The 14,725-nt window shown below is 72.1% G+C and carries 15 protein-coding genes; 10 read left to right on the forward strand and 5 right to left on the reverse strand.

Going from position 1 to position 14,725, the window contains the following annotated elements; translation table 11 throughout:
* Positions 1-19: 19 nt before the first annotated feature.
* Together OHB44_RS03335 and OHB44_RS03340 are read left to right on the forward strand one after the other, a co-directional pair.
* Positions 20-898: a L,D-transpeptidase family protein gene (locus tag OHB44_RS03335; protein ID WP_330439590.1), complete on the forward strand. Its 879-nt coding sequence runs from the start codon at positions 20-22 to the stop codon at positions 896-898.
* Between the two features lie 97 nt (positions 899-995).
* Entirely contained in the window at positions 996-1,232 is a 237-nt protein-coding gene (locus OHB44_RS03340) for a hypothetical protein (protein WP_091395293.1), read from the forward strand.
* Positions 1,233-1,265: 33 nt separating this feature from the next.
* On the opposite strand, the gene OHB44_RS03345 is transcribed toward OHB44_RS03340, so the two are convergent.
* Entirely contained in the window at positions 1,266-3,749 is a 2,484-nt protein-coding gene (locus OHB44_RS03345; protein ID WP_238683816.1) for a helicase-associated domain-containing protein, read from the reverse strand.
* An 83-nt stretch (positions 3,750-3,832) separates the two neighbouring features.
* On the opposite strand from OHB44_RS03345, the gene OHB44_RS03350 reads away from it, so the two are divergent.
* Both OHB44_RS03350 and OHB44_RS03355 read left to right on the forward strand, forming a co-directional pair.
* Positions 3,833-4,456 (forward strand): HAD family hydrolase, encoded by a 624-nt coding sequence (locus tag OHB44_RS03350; protein ID WP_330439591.1) that lies wholly within the window; start codon positions 3,833-3,835, stop codon positions 4,454-4,456.
* A 27-nt stretch (positions 4,457-4,483) separates the two neighbouring features.
* The gene (locus tag OHB44_RS03355; RefSeq protein WP_124816498.1) at positions 4,484-4,870 is read left to right on the forward strand and encodes a cold-shock protein; all 387 of its coding nucleotides are present in this window, start codon (positions 4,484-4,486) and stop codon (positions 4,868-4,870) included.
* On the opposite strand, the gene OHB44_RS03360 is transcribed toward OHB44_RS03355, so the two are convergent.
* The gene (locus OHB44_RS03360; RefSeq protein ID WP_112677681.1) at positions 4,831-5,679 is read right to left on the reverse strand and encodes a 1,4-dihydroxy-6-naphthoate synthase; all 849 of its coding nucleotides are present in this window, start codon (positions 5,677-5,679) and stop codon (positions 4,831-4,833) included. The genes OHB44_RS03355 and OHB44_RS03360 overlap by 40 nt on opposite strands.
* 519 nt (positions 5,680-6,198) lie before the next feature.
* Between OHB44_RS03360 and OHB44_RS03365 the strand changes: the two genes are divergently transcribed.
* Positions 6,199-7,068, forward strand: a complete 870-nt coding sequence (locus tag OHB44_RS03365; RefSeq protein ID WP_330439592.1) for a helix-turn-helix domain-containing protein — start codon at positions 6,199-6,201, stop codon at positions 7,066-7,068.
* 92 nt (positions 7,069-7,160) lie between these two features.
* Here the strand turns inward: OHB44_RS03365 and OHB44_RS03370 are convergent, their stop codons facing one another.
* Together OHB44_RS03370 and OHB44_RS03375 are read right to left on the reverse strand one after the other, a co-directional pair.
* Positions 7,161-7,811 carry a futalosine hydrolase gene (locus OHB44_RS03370; RefSeq protein ID WP_330439593.1) on the reverse strand — a complete coding sequence of 217 codons (651 nt, stop codon included), beginning with the start codon at positions 7,809-7,811 and terminating at the stop codon, positions 7,161-7,163.
* On the reverse strand, positions 7,808-9,421 hold the full coding sequence (locus tag OHB44_RS03375; RefSeq protein WP_330439594.1) for an MFS transporter: 1,614 nt from the start codon (positions 9,419-9,421) through the stop codon (positions 7,808-7,810). Before OHB44_RS03375 ends, OHB44_RS03370 begins: the two co-directional genes overlap by 4 nt.
* A gap of 88 nt (positions 9,422-9,509) precedes the next feature.
* On the opposite strand from OHB44_RS03375, the gene OHB44_RS03380 reads away from it, so the two are divergent.
* A complete protein-coding gene (locus OHB44_RS03380) occupies positions 9,510-10,349 on the forward strand; it encodes a DUF3027 domain-containing protein (protein ID WP_238683811.1) in 840 nt (279 codons plus the stop codon).
* 36 nt (positions 10,350-10,385) lie between these two features.
* Here OHB44_RS03380 and OHB44_RS03385 read toward each other — a convergent pair whose 3' ends face one another.
* Complete coding sequence (locus OHB44_RS03385) at positions 10,386-10,631, reverse strand: DUF2530 domain-containing protein (RefSeq protein ID WP_091395273.1); 246 nt, start codon at positions 10,629-10,631, stop codon at positions 10,386-10,388.
* A gap of 88 nt (positions 10,632-10,719) precedes the next feature.
* On the opposite strand from OHB44_RS03385, the gene OHB44_RS03390 reads away from it, so the two are divergent.
* The 4 genes from OHB44_RS03390 (at position 10,720) to OHB44_RS03405 (ending at position 14,724) form a co-directional block, all read left to right on the forward strand.
* Positions 10,720-12,198 (forward strand): NCS2 family permease, encoded by a 1,479-nt coding sequence (locus OHB44_RS03390; RefSeq protein WP_330439595.1) that lies wholly within the window; start codon positions 10,720-10,722, stop codon positions 12,196-12,198.
* A gap of 114 nt (positions 12,199-12,312) precedes the next feature.
* Complete coding sequence (locus OHB44_RS03395) at positions 12,313-12,762, forward strand: MarR family winged helix-turn-helix transcriptional regulator (protein WP_030486369.1); 450 nt, start codon at positions 12,313-12,315, stop codon at positions 12,760-12,762.
* 72 nt (positions 12,763-12,834) lie between these two features.
* Complete coding sequence (locus tag OHB44_RS03400; protein ID WP_238683809.1) at positions 12,835-14,118, forward strand: MFS transporter; 1,284 nt, start codon at positions 12,835-12,837, stop codon at positions 14,116-14,118.
* Between the two features lie 96 nt (positions 14,119-14,214).
* A complete protein-coding gene (locus OHB44_RS03405; RefSeq protein WP_266303826.1) occupies positions 14,215-14,724 on the forward strand; it encodes a hypothetical protein in 510 nt (169 codons plus the stop codon).
* Position 14,725: the final 1 nt, after the last annotated feature.

Raw genomic sequence — 14,725 nt, forward strand, 5'->3', positions numbered from 1 at the left:
GACTGTCTGGGGAGGGCCCATGAAGCACGTTCGGACCACTTCCCGGCTGGTTGCCCTCGTGGTGGTCGTGCTGGTCGGCGCGGGAGCGTGCGCGTTCGATCCGCAGTCCGGCGGGAGTGGTGGCGGGGGAGCCGCCCCAGCCGGTGCGGCGGAACAGGCAACGGGGGCGGGCGACACGTCCGGGCCCGACCAGCACGGCCGGCCCACCCCGGTCTCGCCCACCCCGAAACCCTCCCGGAAACCCACGCCGAAGCCGACCCGCCCGACACCCACGAAAACCCCCGGCACCGGTACGCCGACCGTCGCCGGTTGCCCCCAGGGGCAGCACCAGCGGGCGGTGGAGACCCACCTGGCCCGGTTGGGCGGGTTCGGGGCCGTGACAGTTGACGGTCGGCAGTCCGCCGCCGACTGCGCGGCGATCAAGAAGTTCCAGAAGAGGTACGGCATTCGCCCCGTCGAGGGTCGCGCCGGACCCACCACCCTCGACGTGGCCCAGCGCCTCGCCACCACCGACACGACCCGCTGCAAGGCCGGCACCGGCACCACGTTCTGCGTGGACCTGACCCGGCAGACCGTCTGGGCGCTGCGCGGCGGCAAGGTGATCATGGCACCGACGGTGACCCGCACCGGCATGTCCGGCTACCGCACCCCGGCCGGCACGTACGCCGTCAACTACCGCAACCCCAAGGAATGGTCCAACCCGTACGAGGTGTGGCTGCCGTACTGGCAGCACTTCACCCAGGGGATGGGCTTCCACGAGACCACCACCTACCTGCACGAGAAGTCGATCGGCTCGCACGGGTGCGTCAACCTGCTGCACGCCGACGCCGTCCGGATGTGGGAGCTCGGCAAGGTCGGCACCCGGGTGGTGCTGATCGGCCGACGCCCCGGCACCTGAGTGACACTGAGCGAATCGCGGCGGTAACCCCCTGTCCGACCGGACTCTTGAGTGTCACCCTTGGAGTCCAGGGCCGGACCGGGCGGGGAGGCTGGGTATGACGGTCGACCGTGACGTGATCGCGGAGCACGAGCACGCACCACCCGACGAGGTGTCCCGAGCGACGGTGATCGCGTACGCCGTCGCGGCGACGCTCCTGCTCGGATGGTTCCTCTTCGGCTGGCTGGTGCTCCAGCAGGGCTTCGTCGACTCGGTCGGGGAATCCGCCGGCGCCGGCTTCGCGCTGCTGCTGATCATCTCGGTGGTCGGCACCGTACGCCGCAGCCGCCGCTGACCGACGGTGCACCCCGCGCGGTTACGCCGCCGGTCAGTCCGCCACCACCGCCGCGGTGATCCGGTGCAGCGCGAACGTGTGCAGCATCTCGGTCCGTTCGTCCTCGGCCCGCAGGTAGCCGGCACCGATCGAGACCGGCTTGAGCAGACGTGACGCCGTCGCCCCGTGCGCGTCGACATAACCCACCCAGACCAGCGCCTTGTCCCGGACCGCCTGCTGGAGCACCGCCAGCGCCTCGCTGTGGGTGTGGGCCGGCACCGGGCCGCCACCCAGCCCAGGCGCCCCGCCGCGCACCACCGCCGGCGCCCGTCGGGCGGCCCGCGCCGCCGCGTCGCCCCGCCGGATGTGTTCCACCACGCCCAGCAGCCGGGGCATGGGTAGCTTCGGGGCGGCCAGCGGGTCGATCGTCCGGGTGGTCACCGACACTCGGGGCGGGGCCCGCCGGATTCGCGGCCGGGCCAGCACCGTGCTGCCGGTGCCGTCCTCCTGCACCGGGGCGTACCCCGCGTCGCGCAGCGCGCCCAGCAGCCGACCAACCTGGTACTGCGTACACAGCACCGTCGGCGCGAGCCGGCGCAGCGCCAACGACTCCAGTCGCCGGTCGGCCAACACCTCGCTGATCAGCGTCTCGTCGTCGCTGCGCAGGTACGCCCCGGCCAGGCCGACCCGCAGCCCGCCGTGCTTACGGGCCACGTCGTCGATCAGGTAGGTGAGCCCCTGCGGCACCGGGGTACGTGACCGACGCCGGAACACGTCGTGCAGGTCGTCGGCCGTGTAGCCGGAATCCAGGGCCCGCCGCACACTCGCCGTCGTGACACGGTGCACGCTGGCCCCGCCGGCCGACTCCAGCTCCGTCATCGCCTCCAACTCGACGGCGAGCGCCGGCTCGGGTGGGCCGGGCACCACCACTGTCAGGTCGGCCTGCACCAGGAAGTGGTCGACCGGTGCGGGCAGCAGGGCGTCCAGCGCCCGCGCGGCACTGGACGGGTCGCCGCTCTCGACGTCGGCGTGCACGCCCAGCGGGTCGTCACCCCGCCCGTCGGTCGACGTCAGGTCCCCCAGCAGCAGCCGACCGTACGAGGTGAGCGCCCCCAGCCCCGTCACGCCCAGCTGTGCGGCCTCGGCCAGCACCTCCCGGTGGGCGGCGTCCCGGCCCCGGCTGCGACGCGGAGCCCGCCAGTCCAGCAGCTCCTGCACCTCCTCCGGGGTGGGCGCCGTCGCCGGCTCCAGATCGGCCAGTACGCCGAGCACCGCCCGTCGGGTGGCCGGCACGCTGGCCCGCTCGGCCTCGGCGGAGAGCGCGGTGATCGGCCGGTCCCGGTCGTCACGGCGGCCCACCAGCCCCACCTGCCGGGTCATGGTCAGCCACGCCCGGGCGAGTTGCTCCCACCGTTGGGCCAGCGAGGCGGCCCGCCACACCTCGTACCCGCCGGTCGGCAGCACCTGCTGATCCGCCCCGTACCGGCTGGTGGTCGCACCGGGCATCTCCAGCTCACCGAGGAGCCCCGCCGCGTACGCCACCTCCAGCAGCAGCGCGGTGGTCGGTTCGTCCAACCCGGCGGTACGCGCCAACCGGCGCAGGTCCCGTACACCGATGCCACCCGAACGCAGCACCGGCGCGGGCTCGTCGCCCAGCTGCTCCAGCAGCCCTTCGGTGTGCCGGACCACCTCCATGCTCTGCCCGGCTCCGGCCGAGTCGACCGCTTTCGGCTCGCGCGGCGCGGCGGCCACCGGCGGTGGGCTGGTACGCAGCGGCCCGAGGGGGCCGCTGTCGCGGCGCAGCAGCAGGCCGACCTCGCGGGGCAGCTCCACAGTTCCGCTGGCCGTGGACGAACCGGTCGTCGCCGGGACCAGCAGTCGGTTGTCGACGAGCCACCGCACCGGGGAGCCGGTCGGCGCGCCACCGTTTGTCGGGTCGGACAGGACCGGGTCCGCCGCGCCGAGCGGCGGCGCCTGCAACGCCCCGGGCGGCACGCTGCCCACCGGCGGGCCGGCCGCCAACCGGTCCAGGATCGCCCGGGCCGAGGGCGGGGCGGCGAGCACCGTCCGTCGGAGCTTCGCCGGGTCCGCGCAGAGCGCGGCAGTGCGCGGGTCCAGCTCCGCGGCCGGTCGGCCGAGCCCAGCGGGGTACGGGGAGACTTCGTCGACGGCTGGCAGCACCTGGAGCGCGTGCTCCGGGCCGTACAGCAGGAAGAGCGCACGCAGTCGGCCCACGGCGGCCCGGACGGCCGTCGGAGCCGGCGGTTGCGGCCCCGAGGTCGCCATCGCGAGCACGGTGTCGGTGGCCGTGGTGGCGTCGTCCGGGCTCCGGGTGAGGCGGGCGGCGTCGAGGATCTGGAGGGTGAACTGGTCCAGACCGTCCAGCGCGCGGGCCACGGAGACCCGGGACTGGGCTCGGATGGCCAGGGCGGAGACGTCGGCCGGCACGGGCACGACGAGGTCGGGCCGCAGCTGGAGGAGCGCGGCCAGTGACTCGTCGGGCAGCGACCGCAGGTGGTCGGCGAGTGAGGTGGTCATCGTCTTTCCACGCTAGCCCGGCACCGGGCTTCCGCGCCCCTCGGACGTCCGGTCGGCTGGGAGTAGCCGGTACGTTTCTCGACATGCCCGCACTGACCGTCGGATTCGACCTCGACATGACCCTGGTGGACTCCCGCCCCGGCATCGCCGCGGCGTACCGGGCGCTGACCGCCAGGACCGGCGTGCGGGTCGACGCCGAGTTGGCGGTGTCCCGGCTCGGGCCGCCGCTGCGTACCGAGATCGCGCACTGGTTCCCTCCGGAGCAGGTCGAGTCGGCCGTGCGGGTGTATCGCGAGCTGTACCCGGCGTACGCGATCACCCCGACGCTCCTGCTGCCCGGTGCCCGGGAGGCCATCGAGGCGATCCGTGCGCGGGGTGGCCGGGTGCTGGTCGTCACGTCCAAGATCGGCCGGCTGGCCCGGTTGCACCTCGATCACCTCGGTCTTGCTGTCGACGAGTTGGCCGGCGACCTGTTCGCCGAGCAGAAGGCGACCGCTCTGCGGGAGCACGGCGCGACCCACTACGTCGGTGATCATGTCGCGGACATGGTGGCGGCCGCAGCGGCCGGGGTGCCCGGCATCGGTGTGGCAACCGGCCCTTGCTCCTCGGATGAGCTGCGCGCGGCCGGGGCGGAAGTCGTGCTGAACGAGCTCACCGAATTCCCAGCGGCGCTCGACCGGATGATCCAGCTAGCCTTGGAGCAGTAGCGGCTCAAGTGAAGCAGGGGTTTTCAGGTGCCTACGGGTCGAGTGAAGTGGTACGACACGGCCAAGGGATACGGCTTCGTCACGAGTGACGAGGGCGGCGACGTGTTCCTGCCCAAGGGGGCGCTGCCGGCGGGTGTCACCGACCTCAAGGGTGGCCAGCGGGTCGACTTCAGCGTGGTGGACAGCCGCCGGGGCGCGCAGGCCATGGGGGTCAAGCTGCTGGACGCGCCGCCGTCGATGTCGGAGCTGCGCCGCAGGCCGGCCGAGGAGCTGCACGGCCTGGTCGAAGACATGATCAAGGTGCTGGAGGCGAAGGTCCAGCCGGACCTGCGCCGGGGTCGGTACCCGGACAAGAAGTCCGCGCAGAAGATCGCTCAGCTGGTCCACGCGGTGGCCCGCGAGCTGGAGGTCTGAGGCACCAGGCCGGCGGTGGCGGCCCGGTCGAGCAGTGCCGCCACCGCGGCGAAACCGGCCTCGCCCAGGTCAGCGGTGAACTCGTTGACGTAGAGGCCGATGTGCCGGTCGACCACGTCGAGCTCCATCTCCTGGGCGTGCGCCAGCACGTACTCCCGGCTGGCCGCCGGGTCCGCCCAGGCCTGCCGGACCGACTCGCGGACCCAGCCGGCCGCGGCCTCCGGGTCGACCGCCCCGCGTCGGGCCAGGATCGCGCCGAGGGGGATGGGCAGGCCGGTGTCTGCCTCCCACCATTCGCCGAGGTCGACAAGCGCGCTCAGGCCGTGCCGGTGGTAGGTGAACCGGGCCTCGTGGATGACCAGCCCAGCGTCGTAGCGCCCAGCCGCCACGCCCGGCATGATCTCGTGGAACGGAACCACCTCGATCCGGGCCGGCGGTCGCCCGGCCGACCAGAGCCGGAACAGCAGGTACGCGGTGGTGCGGTCGCCCGGCACCGCCACCGTGGCACCGGTCAGGTCGGTGCGGTCCGGCCCGCCGTCACGGTCGCCCCGGGTGAGCACCAGTGGACCGCAACCGCGACCGAGGGCGCCGCCGCAGGGCAGCAGGTGGTAGTCGTCGAGCAGCCAGGGCAGCGCCGCGAAGCTCACCTTCACCAGGTCGAACGCACCCCGCTCGGCCGCGGTGTTGGTGACGTCCACGTCGGCGTACGTCACCTCGACCGGCGGCGCGCCGGGCACCCGTCCGTGCACCAGCGCGTGGAAGACGAAGGTGTCGTTGGGGCAGGGCGAGATCGCCAGGGAGAGCGCCACACCCTCACGGTAGCCCCGCCCTCCGCCCAAGTTCCTCGCCCACCCCACGACTGTGATCCGCGACCGTGACGCCGGGTGGAACAACGCGGGGAAACGACTGGCCCAGCAGGGTCGAGCACCCATCCCGGTCTCCCTTTGGAGCTGATGTCGTAAACGAATCGCCCGGAGTCGGTGACCGTGGTCTGGAGCTGGGGCCAAGGGTGCTCGCAGACCAGGACCCGGCCCCAGCCCCAGCCCCGGCCCCGGCCCCAGCCCCGGCCCCGGCCCCGGCCCCGGCCCCGGCCCCGGCCCCGGCCTCAGACCCAGCCCCGGCCTCAGACCCAGCCCCGGCCTCAGACCCAGCCACAGGGGCGGGGCCGGTTGACCGGGGCCCCGAGAGGGTGGTGATGCCGCAGACGATTCAGCTCCAAAGGGGTCGAGGGAGTAGGTCATCCACCGGTGGTCGAGGTTGTCCACAGCGTTATCCACAGCTCCGCGCATGGTGTTGATAACTCGCTGACCAGCCGGGAACATCGGCCTGTGACCGAGGTGAGTGACCACACCGACGAAACCGGCGGCGCCGACCTCGGGCGGGCGCTCCGCGCGCTGCGTCGGCGGGCCGATCTGAGTCAGCGACAGTTGGCCGAGAAATCCGGCGTGCCCCAGCCGACGCTTGCCCGCATCGAGTCGGGGCGGGCGCTCGATCCCCGATTCCGGACAGTGGAACGCCTCGTCCAGGCCGCGGGTGGGACGTTGGCCGTTGGCGTCCCACCATCCGCGTCCGGCGTCACCGAACCCGCGCCGGTTCCGCACGACGACATGCGTGACGAGGCGGGCCGCCGATACCCGGCTCACCTCGACGTCTGGCCGGTGCACGAGCCGCGGGACTGGCCCGGTGCCTGGTGGGCGGAGTGGTACCGGTTGCCGCCCGAGCGGTATCCGCTCCCGCTGCCGCCGGCCGCGTACGAGCTGAACCGGCGCTATCGCGACAATCGGCGGTGGGCTGCCGAGGTCCGGCGGACTGCGCGGGTGCGTCGGGTGATCAGTGACGACCTGCCGGCCACCTGCTGGCGGTACGTCGCCGAGCTTCCCGACGGCAAGCTGGTTGGTGAGCTGCGGGCCCATGAGCGGAGCCCATTCCTGGAGTACGGAGAGTGGCATCCGCACCTGCCGGAGCGCGAGATGGTGCTCGACGGCGTGCTTGTCGACGCCCGGTACCGGCGGTTGGGGCTCGGGCGTCGGCTGGTCACCGCGCTGGTGACCGGGATGCGCGAGGCGGGCATCGACGACGCGGCGGCTATCGCTGAGGGATCCGGCACCGACCTGCTGCTGGCGTGCGGCTTCGAGATCGAGGGACGCCGCCCGGCCGCACTGCGCCTGGGCCACCCGGGCAAAGGCTGCTTCTCCTGACCGTCGTCCGGCTCAGCGCAGTGCCGGCTCAGCGCAGTGCCGGCTCAGCGCAACGCCGGCTCAGCGCAACGCCGAGTCAGCGCAGTGCCGGCTCAGCGCAGCGCTGGGGCTGCTGCGGTCAGGGCGGCCAGGGCTTCGCGCAGCCGCCAGGCGTCCCGGTCGCGGGGGCCGATCGGATTGGAGATGGTGCGCAGTTCGGCGAACGGCACCCCGGCCTGCGCCGCGGCGACCGCCACGCCGTACCCCTCCATGGCCTCGGCGACCGCTTCCGGATGCCTCCGACGCAACTCGTCGGTGCTGGCCGTGGTGCCGGTGACGGTGCTGACAGTGAGCACCGGACCGGCCGTGGCCCTCGGGAGGGCGGCTCGCAGTGCCGCCAGCAGACCCGGGTCCGCGGGCACCCTGCTGCCCGCACCGAGCAGCGCGGGCGGCATGCCCAACTCGTCGACCGGGATGAAACCCTCGGGCGACTCGGCTCCCAGGTCGGCGGCGATGCTGGCCGTGCCGAGCACGGTGTCGCCGACCTCGGCCCGGTCGCTGAAGCCGCCGGCCACGCCGGCGCTGACGACGGCACGGTACGGGCGGCCGGCGGCCTCGGCCAGCGCCAGCAGCCGGGCGGTGGCGGCACCGGCGACGGCCGGACCCACACCGATCGGGGTGACTGTCACGCTGCGGTCGGTCAGCCCGGCGCGGACCGCGTCCGCCTCGGCGGGAACCGCCGTCACCACCAGCAGACCGGTCACGAGAGTGAGCCGGGGGACTCGCGCCGGGTTTCGTCGTCGGCCCCGCCACCCGGGCCGCCAACTGCCGACGACGGGCGGTAGATGTGGTAGCCCGGCGGGGCGAGGCTCGGGTCGTCGTACTGCGGTGAGCTGGTCTGGGTCGGCGCCGGTGAGGTCGGTGTGGGGTCGCCGGGCTCGTCCGCCGGCTCGTCTGCCGGCTCGTCCTCGGTCAGCTCGTCGTCACCGAGCGGTCGGCCGGCCAGCTTCTCGCCGCGCAGCCGGGCGGCGGCCAGCACACCCCGGATCGCGGCCAGTACGCCGACCCCGGCGGCCACGGCGATGCCCATCCGGCCATCGAACGGCACCAGCCCGAGCCCGCCGCCAGCGACGAAGGCGAGCATCAGCACCGTCTCGGAGTGGGCGAAGGAACTGGCCCGCAACCGTTCCGGGATGCGCTCCTGGATCGAGGCGTCCACGGCCAGCTTCGCTACCCCGCTGGCCAGCGCGGCGACCAGGCAGAGCAGGGCAACCATCAGCAGCGAGAACTGGATGACGGCGAGCACCGCCACCCCGGCCACGATGATCATGCTGCTGGACTGGATGGCGGTCGGCCGGTGGATGCGCAGTCGGGTGCCGATGGCGGTGGCCAGGAAGGTGCCGACAGCGAGCGCGCCGCCGACCACGCCCAACGCCCACTCGGCGCCCAGATCCCGGCCGAACACGACTGTGGTCAGGTCGCCCTTCTTGATCGCGAAGGCGAGGAAGAGCAGCAGGAAGCCGTAGAGCGCGCGTAGCGTCGCCGCACCGATCAGGGTGGCGATCACCAGCCGGCCGGACGGTCGGCCTCGGCCCAGCGGCCGGTCGCCACGGCGGCGGCCCAGCGCGCGTAGGGGCCGGGGGACCCGCTCCGGTGGCTCCGAGTCGGCCTTCGGTGGCAGCCGCAGCGAGATCACCATGCCGACCAGGAAGATCAGCGATGCGACCCGTAGCGGCCACTGCGGCCCGAACCAGAACGCGGCCAACCCGATCGGTGCCACCAGCGCACCCGCGACAGTGCCGTAGACGCTCGCCCGGGCACCCACCTGGGACAGGCCGAGCCCTTCCGGCAGCAACCGGGGCACCGCCGCGGAGCGGGCCACGCCGTACGCCCGGGAGAGCGCGAGCACCCCGAACGCGGCCGGGTAGAGCCCGAATCCGTGGATGTAGTCGGAGATCAACCAGGCCAGGAAGGCGCGGCCGAGCATCGTCGCGGCCAGGGCGTAACGCCTGCCGTGCCGGAAGTGGTCCAGCAGCGGACCCACCACCGGGGCGAGCATCGCGAACGGCACCATGGTCACCAGCAGGTAGAGCGCGACCTTGCTGCGGGCCTCGCCGAGCGGCACGTTGAAGAAGATCGTGCCGGCCAGACCGATGGCGATCAGGGTGTCGCCGGCGCAGGAGAGCGCGTGCAGGTCGAACAGGCGAACCATGCCGACCTCGCCGCCGGCACCCCGGGCGCGGGCCCGGCCGGCCCGGCGGGTCACCCAGCGGCCGCTGCCCACCGAACCACGCAACAGCAGACGGATGGCGCGAATGCCGGTGCCGACGGTCCGCCCGAGGACGGAACGCCCGGAGCGGGAGTACGACGGCATGTGCACCATCCTCGCCCATCTGATCCGGGTACGCCGCACCACCGCTGGGAAAGGTTCCCCGGGAGTCCCTGTCACCCCTGCGGGGCGCATGGGGAACAATGGTCTGGTGACCAGGCCCGTCTCCACCCGTGCCGCCCGTCTCGACCAGGTCTGCGCCGCCGCCGTCGAGGTGGCCCGCGCCGGCATCACCGAGGTGGACGCCGACGATGTCGGCGACCACCTGCAGGTCGTTGCCGAGGGTGATCGGCTGGTCACCCACTACTTCGAATGTCGCCTCGCCGGCTACAACGGCTGGCGCTGGGCGGTCACCGTCACCCGGGTGCCGCGCAGCAAGACGGTGACCATCTGCGAGACGGTGCTGCTGCCCGGCCCGGACGCGCTGCTCGCACCCGGCTGGCTGCCCTGGCAGGAGCGGCTCAAGCCGGGCGACCTGGGGCCGGGTGACCTGCTCCCGACCTCGCCCGACGACGATCGACTGGTCCCCGGTTACCTGCTCTCCGACGACCCGGCGGTCGAGGAGACGGCCTGGGAGTTGGGCCTCGGGCGCGCCCGCGTGCTCTCCCGGGAGGGTCGCATCGACACGGCGCAGCGCTGGTACGAAGGTGACCACGGCCCCGCCGCGGCCATCTCGTCCGCCGCTCCGTCCGCCGCCCGCTGCGGCACCTGCGGCTTCTACCTGCCGCTGGCCGGTGCGATGCGGCAGGCCTTCGGGGCGTGCGGCAACTTCTACGCCCCCGACGACGGCCGGGTGGTGAGTGCCGACCACGGGTGCGGCGCCCACTCCGAGACGTTGATCGAGGCGGCCGAGACCGCTGTCGACGAGCTGCCCACTGTGTACGACGACAGCGCGGTGGAGGCCATGTCGGTCAGCCGGGCTCCGGGTTCGGTGGAGGCCGCTGAGCCGGCGGAGCCGTACGGACACTCCTGATCGTCCGCGCCGGAGTGCTCCGGCGCGGCGGCCAGCTCACCTCGCGCGGCGGCGGCGTCGGTTGGCGTCGTGCCGCATCATCACGGCGAGGCCCGGGAAGCCCCACAGGAAACCGGCGAGGCAGGTCCAGAGCCAGTTCTGGTGACCGTGGTCGGTCAGCCAGCCCCGGAAGAAGATCAGCAGGACCAGCCCGGCCACCGCCCACGCGATCAACCCGGCGAGGGCGAACGGCACCATCGGCGGATCCAGTGGTGCGGGCCGCGGTGGCTGCTCGTTCGGCATTCGGCAAGCGTACGGGATCTACTTCCCCTGCCCACCGACGATCTGGGACGATGCGCGCGACAACTGGAAGATCACCTGCGAGGACCTGATGGCCGTAGCGCCGCCCGAGAACGGCACACCTTCCAACCCCGCTCATCCGCGTAACGGTTTCGACCGGTTTTTCGAGATCTCCGCCCGTGGCTCGACGGTGAGCCGTGAGGTACGCGGTGGCCTGGCGACCTTCTTCACGATGGCGTACATCGTGGTGCTCAACCCGCTGATCCTGGGCGGTGCCGTCGACGGTGACGGCAAGAGCCTTCCGATTCCGGCGCTGGCTGCCGCGACCGCGCTGGTCGCCGGCCTGATGACCATCCTGATGGGTGTGGTCGGCCGGTTCCCGCTGGCGCTCGCCGCCGGTCTGGGTGTCAACGCCCTGGTGGCGTACGAGATCGCCCCCGAGATGACCTGGGCAGACGCGATGGGTCTGGTGGTGATCGAGGGTCTGATCATCGCGGTGCTGGTGCTGACCGGTCTGCGCACCGCTGTGTTCCGCTCGGTGCCGACCCAGATGAAGAGCGCGATCGGGGTCGGCATCGGTCTGTTCCTGACCATCATCGGCCTGGTGGACGCCGGCTTCGTCCGGCGCATCCCGGATGATGCCAACACCACGGTTCCGGTCGGCCTGGGCATCGGCGGCAAGCTGGTGAGCTGGCCGATGCTGGTCTTCGTGGTGGGCCTGCTGATCACGCTGGTGCTGGTGGTCCGTCGGGTGAAGGGCGCGATCCTGATCGGCATCCTCGCCTCGACGGTGCTGGCGGTGATCGTGGAGGCGATCGGCAACATCGGCCCGTCGTTCGTCAACGGTCAGCCCAACCCGAAGGGTTGGTCGCTGAACGTGCCGGAGCTGCCGACGTCGGTGGTCGACCTGCCGGACCTGTCGCTGCTCGGCAAGTTCAACGTGCTGGACTCGTGGGGTCGGGCCGGTTGGCTGGTCGTGCTGATGTTCATCTTCACGCTGTTGATCACGGACTTCTTCGACACCATGGGCACGATGGTCGCTGTCGGCCAGGAAGGCGGCCTGCTCGACGAGTCGGGCACCCCGCCGAAGGCCAAGGAGATCCTGCTCGTCGACTCGATCGCGGCGGCGGCCGGCGGTGCGGCCAGCACCTCCAGCAACACGTCGTACATCGAGAGCGCGGCCGGTGTCGCTGAGGGTGCGCGGACCGGCGTGGCCAACCTGGTCACCGGCGCGCTCTTCCTGCTCGCGATGTTCCTGGCGCCGCTGGTCGTGATCGTGCCGTTCGAGGCGGCGTCGACGGCCCTGGTGGTGGTCGGGTTCCTGATGATGACAGCGGTGCGGACGATCGACTGGTCCGACTACGAGATCGCCATTCCGGCGTTCCTCACCATCGTGCTGATGCCGTTCACCTACTCGATCTCCAACGGGATCGGCGCTGGTCTGATCACCTTCGTGGTGGTCAAGCTGGCGCGGGGCAAGGCCCGGGAGATCCACCCGTTGCTGTACGGGGTGGCCGCGCTCTTCGTGCTGTACTTCCTGCGTGGGCCGATCGAGTCCCTGGTGCTCTGAGGCGCGTCCGGGCGGGGAGTCGATCGGGATTCCCCGCCCGTACCATCTGAATCCCCTCGTGAGCCTGGTCATAACGGATGTCGTTAGCCATGCTCATTAGTTAAGCTAACTACTGTGACGGAGCGGACGGTGACGGCGGAACGCGTGCCACCGGCGCAGCTGGCTCCCCAGCTGCGTGATGCGATCACCCGACTCAACCGGCGGGTCCGACAGGCCCGACCGGTCGGCGACCTCACGGTCACCCAGGTCTCCGCGCTCACCAGCCTGCGGCTGGCGGGCGCGATGACACCCCGTGAGCTGGCCGACGTGGAGCGGGTGCAGCCGCCGACGATGACCAAGATCGTCGGAAAGTTGGAGGACCGCGGCCTCGTGCGGCGGACACCCCATCCGACCGACGGGCGGCAGGTCATCCTCGCGGCGACCGAAGGAGGGCAGGCCGTGCTCGACCAGTTCGAGCGGGCCCGCGACGAGTGGCTGGCCCACCGGCTGGCCGCACTCGACGAGGACGAACGGGAGACCCTGCAGAGGGCCGCCGAGATTCTTCAGCAGCTCGCTCGCGCCTGAGCCGCACCCGCGCCACCGGGTCCGTGCCGTCACGTGTCGATGACGCGTACGTCCGGAGGAGGCGCACCAAGAGTGCAGGCGAAGCTGAGCACGATGTTCCAGTCCCTACAGGTCCGCAACTACCGCCTCTTCGCATCCGGGCAGCTGATCAAGTTGATCGGCGTCTGGATGATGTTCATCGCCCAGGACTGGCTCGTCCTCGAGCTCTCCAACAACTCGGCGACAGCGCTCGGCGTGGTCACCGCCTGCCAGTTCACCCCGGTGCTCCTGCTCACCCTGCTCTCCGGCCGGCTCGCCGACCGGTACGACAAGCGGGTGCTGCTCTTCGCCGCCAACGCCTTCTGGAGCCTGCTGGCACTCGGCATGGCGGTGCTGGTCCTCACCGACCTGGTGCAGCTCTGGCACGTCTTCGCCTTCGCCGCGCTGCTCGGCACTGCCAACGCGGTGGAGACACCAGTCCGGCAGGCGTTCGTCTCCGAACTGGTCGGCACGCCGCTGCTGCCCAACGCGCTGTCGCTGAACGCCGCCGTGTTCAACTCCGCCCGGATCGTCGGCCCGGCCGTGGCCGGCCTGGCCATCGCCGCGTTCGACGTCGGCCCGGTCTTCCTCTTCACCGCCCTCAGCTCGGTCGCGCCCCTGGTCAATGTCGTCCGGATGCGGACGACCGAGCTGCACCGCGACGCCCTGCTGCCTCGCGACGAGCGGGCGTCCGCCCGGGTCGTCGACGGGCTGCGGTACGTGTGGCGCCGCCCCGACCTGCTGCTGCCAATGGCGATCATGTCGGTGATCGGCATGTCGCTGTTCAACTTCCAGCTCACCCTGGCCGCGTTGGCGAAGACCGTCTTCCACACCGGCGCCGCCTCCTTCGGCCTGTTCAGCACGGCGCTTGCCGTCGGCGCGCTCGGCGGTGCGCTCAGCGGCACCGGTCGCCGTAGCCGCCCGTCGGTGTGGCTGGTGCTCGGCGCGGCGATCGCCTGCGCCAGCTTCGGCACCCTGGTCGGCCTCTCCACTGCGTACTGGCTGGTCGTGGCGCTGCTGGTGCCCACCGGCTTCTGCATGGTCTTCTTCGCCCAGGCCGCCAACCAGCGGATCCAGATGGGCGTCGACGCTGCCTTCCGGGGACGGGTGATGGCCCTGTGGGTGCTGGTGTTCCTGGGCACCAACCCGGTCGGCGCGCCGCTGATCGGCTGGGTCGCGGAGCACTACGGGGCCGGTGCCAGCATCTGGATGGGTGGACTCATCTCGCTGGCCGCCGCGGTGATCGCCCTCACCTGGCAGCTGCGCCACTCCGGTGCCCGGCTGCGGTTCCGAGTGCTGCCGATGCCCCGCTTCTACGTCACCTCCGCCGACTGCTGAGGTTTACCACCGGCGCCGGCCGCGTCCGGTTGCGCGGATCGCGCGGATGCGGCGAAACCGGTGGCGGGGTGGCACGGTGGGGCTTAGCGTCGATACGTGGGAGTCGGACGCGCGCTGATGCTGGCCCTGGCGTTCCTCGCCGTGGCCACGCTGCCGGTGGCATTCGCCCTGATCTTCTGCTACGACGAGATTGTCGACCGGGTGGTCTGCGGCTGGTCCGAGTGGCGTGACCGCCGCCGGGAGCAGCGCACGATCGCCCGTCTCGACCGGGCCATCGAGGCCGACGCGCTGACCCGGGACATCGACCTCAGCGAGTTCGACAGCGTTGACCGCCGGCCGCTGGAGCAGCTCGCCGCCGACCTGCGCCGTCTCGGCGGTCAGCGGGTCGGCGGCAGCGGTCGCTCGATGGTCTGGCACAGCGCGTTGCTTCAGGCGTACGACGACAGGCTCCGCCTCGCCTGCCGCGCCCTCGGCATCGCCGAACACCTCGCCGAGCTGGAGGGCGTCGATCAGGAGATCGAGCGGGTCCGGGTGGAGGGCGTGCTGCACGCCGCCGGGCTGGCCCTCCCCGCGGCCCGGGCTGGGCTTCGGCAGCGGCACCGCTGAT

Origin of the sequence: Micromonospora sp. NBC_00821 (genome assembly GCF_036347035.1) — a bacterium.
In the GTDB taxonomy this organism is placed as follows: domain Bacteria; phylum Actinomycetota; class Actinomycetes; order Mycobacteriales; family Micromonosporaceae; genus Micromonospora; species Micromonospora hortensis.